The organism is Pseudonocardia parietis (assembly GCF_017876315.1).
GTDB lineage: Bacteria > Actinomycetota > Actinomycetes > Mycobacteriales > Pseudonocardiaceae > Pseudonocardia > Pseudonocardia parietis.
In genome coordinates this window covers 3,532,441-3,549,867 of sequence record NZ_JAGINU010000001.1, presented here as the reverse complement: position 1 = coordinate 3,549,867, position 17,427 = coordinate 3,532,441, and the positions used below count along the sequence as shown (strand labels likewise).

Annotated in this window: 15 protein-coding genes; 12 read left to right on the top strand and 3 right to left on the bottom strand. The window is 71.2% G+C overall.

Features of this window, described 5'->3' with window-relative positions; genetic code table 11:
* Positions 1-5 precede the first annotated feature (5 nt).
* Positions 6-1,247 carry a cytochrome P450 gene (locus JOF36_RS16875; RefSeq protein WP_210027859.1) on the bottom strand — a complete coding sequence of 414 codons (1,242 nt, stop codon included), beginning with the start codon at positions 1,245-1,247 and terminating at the stop codon, positions 6-8.
* Positions 1,248-1,546: 299 nt separating this feature from the next.
* On the opposite strand from JOF36_RS16875, the gene JOF36_RS16870 reads away from it, so the two are divergent.
* The 6 genes from JOF36_RS16870 (at position 1,547) to JOF36_RS16845 (ending at position 8,938) form a co-directional block, all read left to right on the top strand.
* Positions 1,547-2,407: a 2-keto-4-pentenoate hydratase gene (locus tag JOF36_RS16870; RefSeq protein WP_210027857.1), complete on the top strand. Its 861-nt coding sequence runs from the start codon at positions 1,547-1,549 to the stop codon at positions 2,405-2,407.
* On the top strand, positions 2,404-3,390 hold the full coding sequence (locus JOF36_RS16865; RefSeq protein WP_210027855.1) for a VOC family protein: 987 nt from the start codon (positions 2,404-2,406) through the stop codon (positions 3,388-3,390). Before JOF36_RS16870 ends, JOF36_RS16865 begins: the two co-directional genes overlap by 4 nt.
* A 153-nt stretch (positions 3,391-3,543) precedes the next feature.
* Positions 3,544-4,995 (top strand): FadR/GntR family transcriptional regulator, encoded by a 1,452-nt coding sequence (locus JOF36_RS16860; protein ID WP_307862428.1) that lies wholly within the window; start codon positions 3,544-3,546, stop codon positions 4,993-4,995.
* A 381-nt stretch (positions 4,996-5,376) separates the two neighbouring features.
* Entirely contained in the window at positions 5,377-5,604 is a 228-nt protein-coding gene (locus JOF36_RS16855) for a hypothetical protein (RefSeq protein ID WP_210027853.1), read from the top strand.
* 128 nt (positions 5,605-5,732) lie between these two features.
* Positions 5,733-7,400: an IS1634 family transposase gene (locus JOF36_RS16850; RefSeq protein WP_210027851.1), complete on the top strand. Its 1,668-nt coding sequence runs from the start codon at positions 5,733-5,735 to the stop codon at positions 7,398-7,400.
* 128 nt (positions 7,401-7,528) lie between these two features.
* Entirely contained in the window at positions 7,529-8,938 is a 1,410-nt protein-coding gene (locus JOF36_RS16845) for an IS1380 family transposase (protein WP_210027849.1), read from the top strand.
* Between the two features lie 184 nt (positions 8,939-9,122).
* Here the strand turns inward: JOF36_RS16845 and JOF36_RS16840 are convergent, their stop codons facing one another.
* Positions 9,123-10,310, bottom strand: coding sequence for an acyl-CoA dehydrogenase family protein (locus JOF36_RS16840; protein WP_210027847.1), 1,188 nt, complete (start codon positions 10,308-10,310; stop codon positions 9,123-9,125).
* Between the two features lie 74 nt (positions 10,311-10,384).
* A complete protein-coding gene (locus tag JOF36_RS16835; protein ID WP_210027846.1) occupies positions 10,385-11,653 on the bottom strand; it encodes a MaoC family dehydratase in 1,269 nt (422 codons plus the stop codon).
* Between the two features lie 335 nt (positions 11,654-11,988).
* Here JOF36_RS16835 and JOF36_RS16830 point away from each other — a divergent pair, with 335 nt between their 5' ends.
* From JOF36_RS16830 to JOF36_RS16805, 6 genes are read left to right on the top strand one after another with little or no spacing between them, the layout of a single operon-like run.
* Entirely contained in the window at positions 11,989-12,462 is a 474-nt protein-coding gene (locus JOF36_RS16830; RefSeq protein ID WP_307862427.1) for a MaoC family dehydratase N-terminal domain-containing protein, read from the top strand.
* Entirely contained in the window at positions 12,459-12,878 is a 420-nt protein-coding gene (locus JOF36_RS16825) for a MaoC/PaaZ C-terminal domain-containing protein (protein WP_210027845.1), read from the top strand. Before JOF36_RS16830 ends, JOF36_RS16825 begins: the two co-directional genes overlap by 4 nt.
* A complete protein-coding gene (locus tag JOF36_RS16820) occupies positions 12,875-14,020 on the top strand; it encodes an acyl-CoA dehydrogenase family protein (protein ID WP_210027844.1) in 1,146 nt (381 codons plus the stop codon). The genes JOF36_RS16825 and JOF36_RS16820 overlap by 4 nt, the downstream gene beginning before the upstream one ends.
* A gap of 24 nt (positions 14,021-14,044) precedes the next feature.
* Positions 14,045-14,803 carry an SDR family NAD(P)-dependent oxidoreductase gene (locus tag JOF36_RS16815; protein WP_210027843.1) on the top strand — a complete coding sequence of 253 codons (759 nt, stop codon included), beginning with the start codon at positions 14,045-14,047 and terminating at the stop codon, positions 14,801-14,803.
* Complete coding sequence (locus tag JOF36_RS16810) at positions 14,796-16,205, top strand: OB-fold domain-containing protein (protein WP_210027842.1); 1,410 nt, start codon at positions 14,796-14,798, stop codon at positions 16,203-16,205. Before JOF36_RS16815 ends, JOF36_RS16810 begins: the two co-directional genes overlap by 8 nt.
* 9 nt (positions 16,206-16,214) lie before the next feature.
* Positions 16,215-17,408 carry an acetyl-CoA acetyltransferase gene (locus JOF36_RS16805; RefSeq protein ID WP_210027840.1) on the top strand — a complete coding sequence of 398 codons (1,194 nt, stop codon included), beginning with the start codon at positions 16,215-16,217 and terminating at the stop codon, positions 17,406-17,408.
* The last annotated feature ends 19 nt before the right edge of the window (positions 17,409-17,427 follow it).

Below are 17,427 nucleotides of genomic sequence, written 5' to 3'. Positions count from 1 at the left end.
ACGGGTCACCAGGCGACGGGCAGCTCGTAGATGCCGTATCCCTGCGAGTCCTCCTTGAACACCAGGTCGGACAGGTCCACGGCCAGCCTCAGCGTCGGGATCCGGCGGACGAGCGTGCTGAACACGGTCTCGAGCTCGATGCGGGCCAGCTGCCTGCCGATGCAGTGGTGCGGCCCCCAGCTGAAGGCGATGTGCTGCGAGGCATCGCGACCGAGATCGAGCTCCGCCGGTTCCGGGAACGCCCTCGGGTCCCAGTTGGCCGCAGGCAGCGACGCGATGATGCCCTCGCCCCTGCGGATCGTGACGCCCTCGATCTCGATGTCCTCGAGGGCCGCACGGCGCGCGAGCAGGTGCGGCATCGTCAGGTACCGCAACAGCTCCTCGACGGCGCCGGACACGAACGTCCGGTCACTCGCGTTGTCCCGCAACCGGGCCAGCTGGTCCGGGTGCCGGAGCAGCAGGGCCGTGCCCAACGTGATCATGTTGGCGCTCGTGTCGTGCCCGGCGACCAGCAGGATGTGCCCGAGCCGCTGGGCCTCGTCGATGGCGATGTCACCCCGGGCGACCTTCGCGCCGAGATCGGAGAGCACGTCCTCCTCCGGAGCGGAGATCTTCGTCCGGATCAGGCCACCGATGTAGTCCAGCAGCGCGCTGTGGGCCCGCGCGCCCTCCTCGGGAGTCTTGTTGACCGCGGTCGTGACACGGGCCTGCTCCTGGAAGAAGGCGTGGTCCTCGTAGGGCACACCGAGCAGGGCACAGATCATCAACGACGGCAGTGGGAGGGACACCGCGGCGTTGAGGTCCGCGGGGTTCGGCCCGGCGAGCATCCGGTCGATCAGGTCGTTCGTGATGTGCTGGACCTCCGGCCGCAGCATCTCCATCCGCCTGGGGGTGAAGGAGTTCGTCAGCATCCGCTGCCACCGGCGGTGCTCGGCGCCGTCGGTGTTGTTGATCGACGGCGCCATCCCGCTCGCGGTGGCCTTCATTGAGGCGGTGGTCTGCGGGTAGCCGGGGGCACCGACGTCAGCGCTCACCCGCGGGTCGCACAGGATCCGCCGCTGGGCGTCGTGGGTCGTGACGACCCACGGGGTGGCCCCGTCCCACGTCCGGACCCGCACCACGGGCCCGCCCGAGTCGCGGAGTGCGAGCAGTCCCGGCGGCGGCGCGAACGGGTCGTCCTTCGACCGGGGCGCCGGGTACCGGGGCAGCTCGTCCGTCCGGCCGGTACCGGTGGCGCTCTCGGTCATACGGGTCTCCAGGATCGATCGGAGGTGGGTCGGTCCTCGCGCTCGCGGACCGAAGCCCGCCGATCCGTGATCACGACCACGTTAGGCCCCGTGGTCGGAGGTGGGCAACGACGCACGGCACCAGGCCGGAGCAGGCTCCGGTGAGCTTGCTGACACGCCGGTCACGTGCAGGTCCTCCCGGTCGGGCCCGGGTTCGCCGCGGCACCGCCGGACGAACCTGTGGCCCTGCCCGCCACGGCCGTCCCGGTGAGCGGAAAACATCCGGGCCCGTACGGCTCCGGACCGGCGATGATCCCGTCGTGACCGAGGACGTGACGACCACGCGGACCGACGCCGTACTGGCTGCTGCCGACCGGCTCGAGCGGGCGAGCGGCTCGCGGGTCGCGTGCGAGCCGGTGGCCGATCTCATCGGTCCCTCCGACATCGCCGCCGCCTACGCCGTGCAGCAGGTCGTGACCGAGCGCAGGCTCGCCGCGGGGGCGCGGCTCGTGGGCCGGAAGATCGGGCTGACCTCCGCCGCGGTCCAGCGCCAGATCGGGGTCGACCGGCCCGACTTCGGGGTCCTGTTCCAGGACATGCACTACGACGACGGCCAGACCATTCCGTTCGACCGGCTGCTGCAGCCCAAGGCCGAGGGCGAGATCGCGTTCCGGCTCGGCCGCGACCTGGACGACCCGGCGCTGGTGAGCGGCCCGGATGCGGTGCGTACCGCGATCGAGGAGACCCTGCCCGCGATCGAGATCGTCGACAGCCGGATCGCCTCGTGGCGGATCGGGATCACCGACACGGTCGCCGACAACGCGTCGTCGGGGGTCTACGTACTGGGCGCGAACCCCACGCCGCCGGCAGGCTTCCGTCCCGTCGACGCCACCATGACGATGCGGCGCAACGGGACTGTGGTCTCCGAGGGGACCGGCCGGGACTGCCTCGGCGACCCGGTCGAGGCGCTGCTCTGGCTGGCCCGGACCGCCCTCGAGATCGGCTCCCCGCTGCGCGCGGGCGACCTCGTGCTCTCCGGGGCGCTCGGGCCGATGGTCGACGTACACCCGGGCGACGTCATCGAGGTCGCGATCGAACCGCTCGGCACACTCACCGCCCGGTTCTCGGCCCCATCGGCCGGGGCGGCGGAGAACCCCACATCGAAGGAGAGCGCCCGATGACCCAGGCCGAGTACGACCCCGGGCCCCGGCTCGCCCATGCGGGCAGCATCCACCTCGGGACCCCCGATCTGGAGAGGTCACTCCGGTTCTACCGCGACCTGCTGGGTATGGAGGTCGTCGAGCAGATCAGCGGAACCGCGTACCTGCGCGGTTACCAGGAGCTCACCCACCACTCGCTGATCCTCACCCAGCAGGCCGAGGCGACGGTCAACGCCTACAGCTTCCGGGTCCAGCGACCCCAGGACGTCGAGCTGTTCGCGAGCCGATTCGAGGAACAGGGCATCACGACCCTGGAGATCCCGAAGGCCCAGGTCGCGGGCCGCGGCGAGGCCGTGCGGTTCCTGGTGCCCGGCAGCGAGCACCCGTTCGAGCTGTACTACGACATCGAGCGGCCCCTCGCGCCGCCGGAGATCAGCTCCAAGCTGCTCAGCAACAGCTCGCGCCGCCGCGGCCTCGGCGTGCGCCGGCTCGACCACATCAACCTGCAGACCAGCCCGACCACGGTCGACGAGGCCGAGGGATGGCTGCGGGAGTCGCTCGGCTTCAAGCGCCGCGAGATCCTCCGGGTGCCCGAGCTCCTCATCGCGTCCTGGCTGTCGGTCACCCCGCAGGTGCACGACGTCGCGATCGGTGTGAGCGCGGACGAGCAGACCGGTCGCTTCCACCACGTGGCCTTCAACATCGAGAACTTCCACGACCTGCTCACCGCCGCGGACCAGATGCGGGATCTCGACATCGAGTGGGGTGCCGGACCGGGCAAACACGGCATCGGTCAGGCCATGTACCTCTACGTGCACGATCCCGGATCGGGACACCGAGTCGAGCTGTACTCCGGTGGTTACCTGATCCTCGACCCCGAGTGGCGGACGCTGGAGTGGACGCCGAACCTGGAGCACGGCGCCACCTGGTACGGCCACTCGCTCGACACCGGACCGGGCGGGTCCTTCCTGTCCACGACCCCGTCCGCCGGGCTCGAGCTCTGAGCCCCACGCTGACGTAACCCCCGGGGGCGGCACGCCGAGTGCACCCGGTGTCCCGGGGCGGCGAGGCGATTACCGTACGCTCAATCCGAACCAGCTACCAGGAGGTTCGGTCTTGAGCGACCTCACCCCCGCCTGCGACGTCGTGGGCATGTCGTGACTTCGGGCCGAGTCACAGCCGCCGGCCGGGATGCCCGGGCCGACGCGGCGCCGATCTCCGGCGACAAGATGGCGGCGCGGGTCGCCCGGTCGTTGGAGGACGAGATCATCGACCGGGGTTGGCCGGTGGGTGAGGTGCTGGGTTCGGAGACGGAGCTGCGGGAGCGGTTCGGGGTCTCGCGGGCGGTGTTCCGGGAGGCGGTGCGCCTGGTCGAGCATCATCAGGTCGGTCGGATGCGGCGGGGCCCGAACGGTGGTCTGGTGGTGACCGCTCCGGATGCGGGTCCGGCCACGCGAGCGCTGGTGATCTACCTGGAGTTCCTCGGGACCAGTGTGGAGGACCTGCTGGCGGCGCGGCTGTTGCTGGAACCGCTGGCCGCCCGGCTCGCCGCCGAGACCGTGACCGAGGACGGCATCACCGCGCTGCGGGAGGTGTTCGACGCCGAGGCCGCCGCCCTGGGTACGGGCCCGGTGAACGACGACCACGTGCACACGCTGCTCGGGCGGCTCTCCGGGAACCCGGTGCTGCAGCTGTTCACCGAGGTCCTGATCAGCCTCACCTACCGCTACGCCCGCACCTCGCGCCGTACCTCCAAGGAAGCGGTGCTGGCCGCCACCACCGACGCGCACCGCTGGCACAGCGAGATCATCGACGCGGTGATCTCCGGGGACGCCGCCGCCGCCGAGACCCATCTGGTCTCGCACCTGCGTGCGGTCGAGGAGTGGCTGCTCGCCCACCGCGTCCGTACCCGGACCGCCCCGCGGCGCCGCCCGCTGGAGGACAAGGGCGGTTCGGGCCGGAAGCTGGCCGAGGTGGTCGCCGAGCGGATGCACGACGACATCGCCGCGGACGGCTGGCAGATCGGATCGGTGTTCGGCTCCGAGACCGACCTGCTCGAACGCTACGGAGTATCCCGCGCGGTCCTACGCGAGGCAGTGCGCCTGCTGGAGCACCACAGCGTGGCCCGGATGCGCCGCGGCCCCGGCGGCGGACTGGTCGTCGCCGCCCCGGACCCGACCGCGAGCATCCACACCATGGCCCTGCGCCTCGACCACCTCGGCCTGTCCGGACACGACCTACGCGTCGTGCGCGAAGCCGTCGAACTCGGCTGCGTCACCACCGTCACCGCAGCAGTCCCGGCCGGGCAGGCCGCAGACCGGCTACAGGCCTCCATCGGACGCGCCGGCCTCGACGGCGAGTCCGGCGACGTGTTCCACGCCGAACTCGCCGAACTGGCCGGCAACCCGGTCCTGGTGCTGTTCCTCCGGATCATCACCGAACTGTGGTCACGCCACAGCCGCACCGAACGCCCACCCGACCCCAGCACCAGCGACGAAGTACGCCGCGTACACCAAGCCATCCTCGACGCCGTACTCGCCGGCGACACCGTCCTGGCCCGCCACCGCGTCCGCCGCCACCTACAGGCACTGACCACCTGGTGGCACTGACCATCTGGTGGCACTGACCACCGTGAAGCCGATTCCGCACACCGGGACTTCCCCTGGAGCTCTCCGCTCGATCGAGCATACGATTCACTGAAGTCACGACCATCGCACGCACATTTCTTTGCGTGGCGATTCGGACTCCTCTCGGATCGTGATGTACGAAGTGGAGAGAGAGATGAAGCTCGGATTCGCCATGCCCCACATGCTGCGACTGAAGGCGACAGGCCGGCCGTGGGAGGCCGCCGTCACGGGAGCGGACCAGACGCGCTTCGCCCAGTGGGCCGACGAGCTGGGCTACAGCATGAGCAGTGTGCCCGAACACCACATCGTCCCCCGGTCCCATGTCGACCTTTCCAGCCGGACTACAACGGCAACCTCACCGATGTGTTCTACGGTTTCGCCACATCGCGCGTCGGGGAGGGCCACGTCGTGCAGGAGGACCCCCGCGCTCGTCCGGGCATGACCAAGCAGGAGATCATCGATCGGCTGGGCTGGTTCGCGGAGCTGGGCGTGACGACGAGTTCGGTCCCGATCCCGGGTCTCGACCACATCGAGGAGTACTTCGACTACACCCAGTGGGTCGCGGAGGAGATCATGCCCGCGGTCGCATAGCGGCACAGTCGTCCGGCCTGACTTCGGTCACCTCCGCCGGATCTCGGGTTGCTCAGCGCGCTGAGCTGGGGTGATGGTGGTTGGTGGAGGCGGGTTGAGGCACTAATCGGTGCCCTACGCTCGGGGTCGTGGCGTGGGTGAGGCGGGTCCGGACGGCCTCGGGTGCCACGGCCGTGCAGATCGCGGAGTCCGTGCAGGGGCGTCGGCGGATCGTGGCGCACATCGGGTCGGCCCACACCGAGGCCGAGCTGGGCCTGCTCGTCGAGCAGGCGCACGGGCTCCTCGACAACGCCGCCCAAGAGGTCCTCGACCTGGGAGTCGAGCCGACACCACGTCAGACCCCGTTGCTCACGCCCACGGCCGAGGTCGGACCGGAGGTGGGGTTGTTCGCTGCATCGGCTCCGACGGGGCGGGCAGGCGAGTCGCCGCGGGCGGGTGCACCGCAGGTGGTCGCGACGGGGTCGAGAGTGCTGTTCGACGTGTTCGCGGGGGTCTTCGACAGCCTCGGGTTCGACGCGGTCGGCGACGACACGTTCCGGGACCTGGTGATCGCCCGAATCGTGGAGCCCACGTCCATTCTGGACACCGGTCGGGTGCTGACCGACCTGGGCGTCGCACCGGCGAGTGAGAAGACGATGCGCCGCACCCTGGTCCGCTGCGCCGGGCGCGGCTATCGCGACACCATCGCCACGGCCTGCTTCGACCACGCGCGCAGCAGCGGGGATGTGTCGTTGTGTCTCTACGACGTCACCACCCTCTACTTCGAGGCGGAGAAGGAGGACGACCTGCGCAAGGTCGGGTTCTCCAAGGAACGCCGGGTCGACCCGCAGATCGTCGTCGGGCTACTCGTCGACCGCCGCGGCTTCCCGCTCGAGATCGGCTGCTTCGAAGGCAACAAGGCCGAGACCGCGACCATCCTGCCGATCATCGAAGCGTTCCAGGCCCGCCACGAACTGCCCGCCGGGCCGGGCAGGATGGTGGTGGTCGCGGACGCCGGGATGCTGTCGGCCGGGAATCTGCGCGAGCTCGACGAGGCCGGGCTGCGGTTCATCGTCGGCTCCAGGGTCACCAAGGCCCCGGTCGATCTGGAGTCGCACTTCCACTGGCACGGTGACGCCTTCGTCGACGGGCAGGTCATCGACACCCTCACCCCACGCGACCGCCGCAACGGGCGCAGCGAGAACAGCTCGAAGGTCAAGGCCGAGCCGGTCTGGGACCCCGAACACCACACCGGGTCGTGGCGGGCGGTCTGGGCCTTCTCGACCAAGCGCGCGGTCCGCGACCGCAAGACGTTGACGCTGCAGGAGAACCGGGCCCGCGAGGTCGTCGCCGGTGAGAAGTCGGCCCGCACGCCGAGGTTCGTCAAGACCACCAACGGCTCCCGCGCCCTGGACGAGGCCTCCTTGGCTCGGGCATACCGGTTGGTCGGGTTGAAGGGCTACGTCACCAACATCCCCGCCGCCACCGCGGGGGCCGGCGAGATTATCGCCGACTACCACGACCTCTGGCAGGTCGAGCAGTCCTTCCGGATGAGCAAGACCGACCTACGCGCCCGCCCGATGTTCCACCACCAACGCGGCTCCATCGAGGCGCACCTGACCATCGTGTTCACAGCCCTCGCCGTCGCCCGCGAGGTCCAGAACCGCACCGGGCTGGCCATCCGCAACGTCGTCCGCCAGTTACGACCGCTGCGCTCGGCCACCATCGCCATCAACGGCGCCCAGCAGACCTTCCCGCCCGCCGTCCCCACCGACAAGCAGGCCGTCCTCGACGCGATCCGCCAGCACGCGGACTGAGGCACTAAGCCTCGATCCGCAGATGAACCGCGTCGGGGAGCGGCGTGGGAATGAGGAAAGTGCCTCCTGAGCTGGGAGAATGGGTGTTGCGACGCACCAACCAACCCAGCTGCAGAGAGGCACTTTCAGTGCGAGTCTCCCACAGGTTCACCGCCGGCTCTGCGCGGTTCGATGAGGACAATCTCGTGTCGCACGCAGGCCTGGTGCCGCTGCTCGAGCTTGCCGAGCAGACCCGGCTGAGCGAGATCATCACCGGGAAGGTGTCGATCATGACCCCGCGGATCAAGTCGGGCTCGGCCAACCCGGCACCGAAGTTGCTCGGGGTGATCGCCGGGATGTGCGCCGGCGCGGACAGCATCGACGATCTGGACCTGCTGCGTGCGGGTGGGACACCGATCCTGTTCGACGACGTGTACGCCCCCTCGACCCTCGGGACGCTGTTGCGGGAGTTCACCTTCGGCCACGCCCGCCAGCTGGAGTCGGTGCTGCGCGCACACCTGATCGCCCTGGCCGGCCGCACCGAGGTGCTGGCCGGGATCGACGAGCAGGCGTTCATCGACATCGACTCGTTGCTGCGCCCGGTCTACGGGCACGCCAAGCAGGGCGCCTCCTACGGACACACCAAGATCGCCGGCAAGCAGGTACTGCGCAAAGGTCTCTCGCCACTGGCCACCACCATCAGCACCGAGGCGGCCGCGCCGGTGATCGCCGGGATGCGGCTACGCGCGGGCAAGACCGGCTCGGGCAAGGGTGCCGGGCGGATGGTCGCCCAGGCGATCGCCACCGCCCGCGCCGCCGGCGCATCGGGGAAGATCCTGGTGCGCGGCGACTCCGCCTACGGCACCCGCGCCGTGGTCCGAGCCTGCCGACGCGGCCAGGTCGAGTTCTCCCTGGTCATGACCAAGAACCCGGCCATCCAACGCGCCATCGCTTCCATCCCCGACACCGCGTGGACCCCGGTGCGCTACCCCGGCGCGGTCCGCGATCCCGACACCGGAGCGTGGATCTCCGACGCCGAGGTCGCCGAAGTGCCCTACACCGCCTTCACCGCCACCACAGATCGGATCACCGCTCGACTGGTCGTGCGTCGGGTCATCGACGCCCGCTACCCCGACGCACTGTTCCCGGTCTGGCGCCATCACCCCTTCTTCACCAACTCCACCCGGCCCACGGCCACCGCCGATATCGTCCACCGCCGCCACGCGATCATCGAAACCGTGTTCGCCGACCTGATCGACGGACCGCTGGCGCACCTGCCCTCGGGGCACTTCGGCGCCAACTCCGCCTGGGCCCTGTGCGCCGCGATCGCGCACAACCTGCTCCACGCGACCGGCACCCTCGCCGGCCGATCCCAGACCCGCGCCCGCGGCGCGACGCTGCGCCGACAGCTGATCGCCGTGCCCGCCCGCCTGGCCCGACCCGCCCGCACACCCATGCTGCACCTCCCCAGCCGCTGGCCCTGGGCGCCCGCATGGCAGCAGCTGTGGGACCACACCATCGGCTCCATCACTGGGCACAGCCCGCCGGCCGCGGCCTGACCCACCCACCCCCGCACCCCGGGCCCGAGCGCGCGCCACGTGGAAGAGCTGGACAGACCAGCGACCCCCGCACGCCCAGCACCGCACGACCATGATCATTCGAGAAGCAAGATCACTACCCCAGCAGCTCTGCGGATCGAGGCTAAGGCAAATGACCGAAGTCAGGTCCGGCCGGGACGACACGTCAGCGCGGCTCACGGGGCAGCCCGAGACCGCGTTCGGCGACCTGGTTGCGCAGCACCTCGTTCGCCCCGCCGGCGATCGTGTAGGCCCGCGAGTACAGGTGCGCGTCCTGCCACCAGCCACCGGCCGGGACGTGCGGATCGGCCTCGGTGAGGATCCCGTCCACGCCCTGCAGCGTCATGCCGTAGTGGGCGAGGTCGTGGTTGACCTCGCTGAAGAAGATCTTGCCGAGCAGGGCGTCCGACGGCTGGTCGGTGCCCGCCGCCATCCGGGACTTCGCCATCGTCACGATCGCGGTATTCACCTGGACCCGGGCCGCGAGCGCGCCGATCGCCTGCCGGGTCGCCGAGTCCGACAGCGCGGGCCGGCCACCGACGGTCCGGCCGCGGGCCAGCTCGACCAGGTCGGTCAGCACGGCAGCCAGCTCCACACCGCGCGCCGCCACCCCCGAGCGCTCGTGCCCGAGGCTGCTCATCCCGACCCGCCAGCCGTCGTCGACCCCGCCCAGGACGTTCGCCGCCGGGATCCGGACGCCGTCGAGGAACACCTCGTTGAAGTCGGTGGTCCCGGTGATCTCCCGCAACGGCCGGACGGTGATCCCCGGCGTGTCCATCGGCACGGCGAAAGCGGTGATCCCCCGGTGCCGCGAGGCGGCAGGATCGGTGCGGGCGAGCAGATATCCCATGTCCGCGTGCTGACCGTTGGTGGTCCACACCTTCTGCCCGTCGACGATCCAGTCGTCCCCGTCGCGACGGGCCCGGGTGCTGAGCGCGGCGAGGTCGCTGCCGGCACCGGGTTCGCTGAACAGCTGGCACCAGATGTGCTCCCCTGCGCGGATACGGGGCAGGAAGCGCGCCCGCTGCTCGTCCGTGCCGAACTCGATGACCGCCGCGGCGGCGAGCGTGGCGGCACCGATCGGCAGCCAGGTACGGGCGCGGGTGATCTCCTCGACGACGATGAACGGCTCGAGCGGGTGGGCGTCCGGCCTGCCACCGTGCTCGGCCGGCCAGTCGATACCGAGGAAGCCGGCCTCGTACAGGGCCGCCGTCCAGGTACGGATGGCGGGCAGCAGCTCGGGTTCCGGAGCCCGGACCCCGGCGCGCGTCTTCGGCCCGGGTGCGTGCTCGTCGACGAATGCGCGCACCTGCTTGCGGAACGCCTCGAGTTCCGCCGGGACATCCAGCCGCATGGCGCTGTGCTCCTGTTCCTCGGCCCCGTGCGGGGCGCCGCGCCCCGGTGGGGAACGGATCGTGCCGTGCCGGCTCAGTCGCCGGCGACGCCGAAACGGTCGAGCTCGTACGCGACCATCCCGGCCAGGTCCGCCGCGGGCGGCTCGGGCAGCTGCACCGGCCGGTCCCGGGTGGGCAGCAGCACCACCGCGGAGCCCGGTGTGCTCACCTCACCCCGCTGGTTCTCGCAGCGCAGCTCGACGTGCACCTCGTGCCGGCCGTCGACCACGGTCTTGTCGACGACCGTCCCCCGCACCCAGCTCGTGTCACCGACGTAGTTGAACTTGCGGTGCTCGCACCGCAGCCGCCACAGCCAGCCGTCATCACCCATCCAGTCGGTGAGCAGGTGGGCCAGCCAGGTCTCGCGCATGCCGCCGTAGTCGTACGAGGTGGGCAGGCCCAGCTCCGCCGCGCGCGCGGGGTCCCAGTGGAGGCGCTGGACGGTGTCGGGCACGTTCAGCGCGTTCGGCGGGAACAGTCCCGGTGCCTTGCGCCGGACGTTCGCCAGGATCTTGAACGCGCCGGGCGGGGTCAGCTGCATGCCCCAGCCGAGGTGCCAGACGACCACGTCGGTGGTGGTCAGCGGGCCCTTCACCTTGGCGGGCAGCTCGTCGCCGATCCGGACGTCCTCGAAGTAGCGCGGTTCGGCGCCGCGCCGGGTCTCGGCCGCATAGGCGGCGTCGATCTCGGCGAGCTGCTCGGGTGTGTAGGGCTCCTGCACGAGCGTCTGGGTACCGCGCTTGCGCGAGGTGTGCCGCTCGGCGTTGATCCAGGTGCCGCGCCGCAGCGCCTGCAGCTCCCCCGCACCGTTGGTGTAGAGGAAGTCGTGCATCACGTGCACCGTGCGCCCGCCGAAGGTCGAGGCCTTGGGCTGCACCCCGACCTGCGTACGGAGCTGGCGGCAGCGGTCACCGACCGACAGCGGGCGCCACCACTCGAACTCCATGACGGCCTGATAGGAACCCAGACCGGCGAACGGGTCGCCCTTGAGCAGCTTCTTCGTCTCGGCGTCCGGCGCCGGGGCCGCGTCCTCCCCCATCGTGTAGAGGAACGTCGGCGGCGCGATGAGCCCGCCCCAGCGGGTCCCGGCCGCGTAGTCCGGGTCGCAGTAGAGCGGGTTGTCGTCGCCGTAGCCGAAGGCGAAGTGCCGGCTGCCGTCCCAGGTGACCTCGTAGTTGTGCGGCGGGTTCGGCAGTCGCTGGGGCACCCCGAGGCGGCGGCGCGAACGCTCGATCGCGGCGTCGGTGAGCACACCGAAGGCCTCGTCCTGCGTGGCGGCCTGCCCTTCCTCGGTACTGGTCACCCACGTCCTCCTCGCTGGTCCGGGACCCGACGGGCAGCACCCTCGGAGTCGTCCTATTGAGTACCATGAATGAGCAAGCCTTGCCAACACGCGAGCATCCGGGCCGATTCACCCCGTCATTCCATCTGCAGCGCTGTCAACTGGCCTTTTCATGCATCCGTGCGGCGTCGAAGCCGACCGGGGACGACGTGCCGTAGAGCACGCCGAACCGGAGAACATTGACCTCTTTGTCAACCACCTGGTTCCATCGGCGACGAGCGCACGTGCCGGCCGCGGGCCGGAGCACGGCGGAGGATCGATGGCGATGGGGGCACGATGAGCGCCGGGAGCGAACCGTGAGCGCGGCGGTGGAGGTGACCTCGCCCGCCGATCTGGTCGGTACCGACTTCGGTCCGCACGACGTGGTCGTCGAGGCCGGGTTGCTGCAGCTGTTCACCAAGGTCGTGGGGCTGTCCGATCCGCTCCACCACGATCCCCGGGCCGCGGCGGCGGCCGGGAACCCCGGCCTGCTGGTGCCGCCGACCTACCTCTTCGGCCTGGAGCGCCGCCATCCCGAGGTCCCCAGGATCATCGGCCGCCTGGGCATCGACATCGGCTCGGTGCTGCACGGTGAGCAGACCTTCCGGTACCACGCCCCGGCCTACTCCGGCGACGTGCTGACCTTCCGCCCCCGGTTCGCCGACTACTACGAGAAGAAGGGCGGCGCGCTGCGCTTCCTGGTCCGGGACACGACCGTGGACCGGGCGGGCGAGCCGGTGGCCGAGCTGCGCAACGTCCTGGTCGTCCGTGCGGCGGGTGGCCCCGCGTGAGCGCCGTCCGGACGCTCGAGGCCGGGACCGAGCTGCCGCCGCTGTCGCTGTCCCCGATCAGCCGCACCACGCTGGCGCTCTACGCCGGCGCGTCCGGCGACCACAACCCGATGCACATCGACATCGACGCCGCCCGCGACGCGGGACACCCGGACGTCTTCGCGCACGGCATGCTGTCGATGGCCTACCTCGGCCGGGCGTTGACCGGCTGGTTCGGCCAGGCCGCGATCCGCCGGTTCGGCGCCCGGTTCGTGTCCGTGACACCGGTGCACGGCACGCCGACCTGCACCGGAACCGTCGCCGACGTCACCGACGGCGTGGCCCGCGTCGAGCTGACCGTGACGCTCGACGACGGCGCCGTGACCCTGCGCGGCAGCGCGCTGGTCTCCCTCGACGCTCTGGAGGAACGGGCATGACCACCGCGTACACGTCGCCCTGGGAGACCGAGGAGCTCACGCTGCTGCGGGACACCGCGACGGAGTTCTTTACCAGGGAGGGCATGCCCCAGCTGGAGCGCTGGGAGCGCCAGCAGCACGTCGACCGGGACTTCTGGCTCCGGGCCGGCGAGCTCGGTCTGCTGTGCCCCATGGTGCCGGAGTCCTACGGCGGCCCCGGCGGCAGCTTCCTGCACCACCTGGCGATCACCGAGGCGCAGGGCTGGACGATCGACAAGGGCTGGGGCAACTCGGTCCACAGCGGGATCGTCGCGGACTACGTCCTCGCCTACGGGTCCGAGGAACAGAAGAAGACCTGGCTGCCGAAGATGGTCACCGGCGAGGTCGTCTCGGCCATCGCCATGTCCGAGCCCTCGGCGGGGTCCGACCTCAAGGCCATCCGGACCAGGGCCGTGCGCGACGGCGACAGCTACGTGCTCGACGGCTCCAAGACCTTCATCACCAACGGCGCCACGGCCGACCTCGTGATCGTCGCCGCGAAGACCGATCCCGCCGCAGGTGCCCGCGGCATCTCGCTGCTGCTGGTCGACGCCACCACACCCGGCTTCCGCCGTGGCCGGACCCTCGACAAGATCGGCCAGCACGCCGCGGACACCGCCGAGCTGTTCTTCGACGGCGTCCGCGTCCCCGCGACGAACCTCCTCGGCGAGGAAGGCTCCGGCTTCCGCATGCTCATGTCGCAGCTGCCCCAGGAGCGGCTGTTCATCGGGCTCACCGGGATCGTCGGCGCCGAGGTCGCCCTGCACCACACGGTGTCCTACACCAAGGAGCGGCACGCCTTCGGGGCCCCGCTGTTCAGCATGCAGAACACCCGGTTCGAGCTCGCCGAGTGCGCGACGCTGACCCGGGTCGGCCGCACCTTCTTCGACGACTGCGTGCTGCGCCACGAGAAGCGCGAGCTCGACGCGCCCACCGCGTCGATGGCCAAGTACTGGCTCACCGACGTGCAGTGCCAGGTGATCGACCGCTGCCTCCAGCTGCACGGCGGGTACGGCTACATGCGCGAGTACCCGATCGCCCGGATGTACGCCGACGCGCGGGCACAGCGGATCTACGGTGGGGCGAACGAGGTCATGAAGGAACTCGTCGCCCGCTCCCTCTAGCGCCCCTCGAGCAGGAGACCACTCATGACCGACCCGAACACCACACTCACCGACCAGGTCGCACTGATCACCGGCGGCGCGGGCGGCCTGGGCAGCGCCGCGGGCAGCTGGCTCGCCGCGGCAGGCGCCACCGTCGTCCTGGCCGACCTGGCCGCGGAGCCCGCCCGGGCCGCCGCCGAGAAGCTGACGGCGCAGGGGTACGCCGCCGAGGGCATCGGGCTCGACGTCACCGACTCCGCCGCCGTCGAGGCCGCGGTCGACGACGTCGTGGCCCGGCACGGCCGCCTCGACGTGCTCCTGACCAGCCACGGCTTCCCGCGCGACGGCCGCCTGCTGGAGATGTCCGACGAGCAGTGGCGCTCGGTGCTCGACGTCTGCCTCTTCGGCACGTTCACCGCCGTGCGCGCCGCGGCCCGCCCGATGGCCGCCGCGGGATACGGCCGGATCATCACGATCGCCTCGCGGGCCTGGCACGGCAATCCCGGGCAGGCCAACTACTCCGCGGCCAAGGCCGGTGTCGTCGGCCTGACCCGCAGCGTGGCGAAGGAGCTGGGGCGCAAGGGCATCACCGCGAACTCGCTCGCGCCCGGCCTGGTCGAGACACCGTCGCTGCGCGACCTGGACACCTTCGACGCGATCCGGGACCGGGCGGTCAAGGACAACAGCATCAAGCGGATCGGCACGCCCGACGACGTCGCCGCCGCGGTCACCTTCCTCGCCTCACCCGCGTCGGGGTTCATCACCGGTGAGGTCGTACACGTCTCGGGGGGACGTTTTGGCTGAGTACTTCGCGATCACCGGCTACGGCGGGTACGTCCCGCGGTACCGGCTGGACCGCGGCGAGGCCGCCGCGGCCACCGGCGACCGGGGGCGCGGGACCCGCGCCGTCGCTGCCTACGACCAGGACTCCGCCGCGCTGGGGGTGGAGGCCGCAGCGCTCGCCCTGGCGGGTGGCGAGGCACCCGGCAGCCTGTGGTTCGCCACCACCGCCCCGGCGTACATGGACAAGACCAACGCCACGGTGCTGCACGCCGCCACCGGACTCGCCGCGGACGTCGGTGCCTTCGACCTCGGCGCCTCCGTGCGTTCCGGCGCGGCAGCACTGCGGGCGGCGTCGCGCGACGGCGGTCTCGCGGTGCTCGCCGACGTCCGGGACGGGCCGGCCGGAAGCACGGACGAGCGCACCGGCGGTGACGGCGCGGCCGCCTTCTCCTTCGCCCCGGGCCGCGCGCTGGCCGAGGTGCTCGGCACGGCCGGGGCGAGCGCGGAGTTCCTCGACCGGTGGCGGCTACCGGGTGAGCAGGGCTCCACCACCTGGGAGGAGCGGTTCGGGCAGGGCGAGTACGAGCGCCTCGCCGCCCAGGCGGTGGACGACGTGCTGAAGGCGACCGGCGTCCCGGCCGCGGACGTCGACGCGGTGGCCGTCGCCGGCCCGAGCGTGCGCGCGGTCAAGGCGGTCACCACCGCGCTGTCGAGGCGGACCGGGGGCCGGGCCGACACGCTCGACCTGCTGGACCTGGTGGGCAACGCGGGCGCGGCGCACCTCGGACTGGCGCTCGCGGACCTGCTGGACCGGGCGGCTCCCGGCGAGATCCTGCTGGTGGTCTCGCTCGCGGACGGTGCCGACGCCTTCCTGCTGCGCGCCGGCGACGCACTGCCCGGCTACCGGGCGGACCGTGCGGCCCTCCGGTCGTCGCTGGCGGACCCGCTGCCGGTCGGCTACCCGACCTACCTGCTCTGGCGCGGCCGTCTGGAGCGCGAGCGGCCGCGCCGGCCGGATCCGGTGCGGCCTTCCGCACCCTTCGCGGCCCGCAACACCGCGTTCAAACACGGGTTCGTCGGCGGTCGCTGCCGCGCCTGCGACACGGTGCAGTTCCCGCTCCCCCGCGTGTGCCTGCGCTGTCGCGCCACGGACGGGTTCGAGGAGGTCTCGGCCGCGGGTGGGCGGGCCACCGTCGTGACGGTCACGGTCGACCGGCTCGCGTTCACCCCGAGCCCGCCGCTGGTGAGCGCGGTCCTCGACCTCGAGGCGGGCGGCCGGGTGCAGTGCGAGCTCACCGACGTCGACCCGGCCGCGGTCGCGGTGGGCGACACCGTGCAACTGACCTTCCGCAGGCTGGTCACCACCGAGGGCATCCACAACTACTTCTGGAAGGCGCGACCGGTCGTCGCGGCCACGGTCTAGGGAGGCGTCATGGCGATCCACTCGCTGCGCGACAAGGTGGCGATCGTCGCCGTGGGCTGCTCCGCCTTCGGCGAGCACTTCGACAGGGGGCTCGACGACCTGATCGTCGACACCGTCTCGGACGCCTGGACGGGCGCCGGGATCACCGCCGACGACGTCGACGCCTACTGGATGGGCACCTACATCTCCGGGATCAGCGGGCTCACCCTGTCCCGTCCGCTGAAGCTGGCAGGCAAGCCGGTCACCCGGGTGGAGAACATGTGCGCCACCGGTTCGGACGCCTTCCGCAACGCCTGCTACGCCGTCGCCAGCGGCGCGGTCGACGTCGCGATGGCGGTGGGCGCGGAGAAGCTCAAGGACAACGGCTACTCCGGCCTGCCCTCCCCCCGCCCACAGGACGACGGCACGCGCATCACCACCTCCGCGCCGGCCAACTTCAGCCTGCTCGGGCCCGCGTACCAAGAACGCTTCGGCGTGTCCCCGGCCGACTTCCGGGCCGCGATGAGCCACGTGGCCTGGAAGAACCACGCGAACGGCGCGCTCAACCCGCGGGCCCAGTACCGCAAGGAGGTCTCGGTCGAGACGATCGAGAAGGCCCCGGTCGTCGCCGGCCAGCTCGGCGTGTTCGACTGCTCCGGCGTGTCCGACGGTGCGGCCGCGGTCGTCCTGGTCCGCGCGGAGGACGCCCACCGCTACACCGACAAGCCGCTGTACGTGAAGGCCCTGTCGCTGACCTCGGGCTACGGCTCGGGTGCCTTCGACACCGGCTACGACTACACGACCTTCCCCGAGGTCGAGCAGTGCGCCAGGGACGCCTACGCCCAGGCCGGGATCACCGACCCGCGCCGCCAGCTGGCCCTGGCCGAGGTGCACGACTGCTTCACCCCGACCGAGATCGTGCTGATGGAGGACCTCGGGTTCAGCGCCCGCGGCGCGGGTTACTCCGACGTGCTGTCCGGGACGTTCGACCGCGACGGGGACCTGCCGGTCAACCCGGACGGCGGGCTGAAGAGCTTCGGCCACCCGATCGGCGCCAGCGGACTGCGGATGCTGTTCGAGTGCTGGACCCAGCTGCGGGGTGAGGCCGGTGACCGCCAGATCGCCACCGCGGACCGGGGCCTGGCGCTGACCCACAACCTGGGCGGGGCGCCCGGGGACTGCGTCTCCTTCGTCTCGGTCGTCGGGACCGAGCTCGACACCTGACCGGACAGTACGGAGTTGT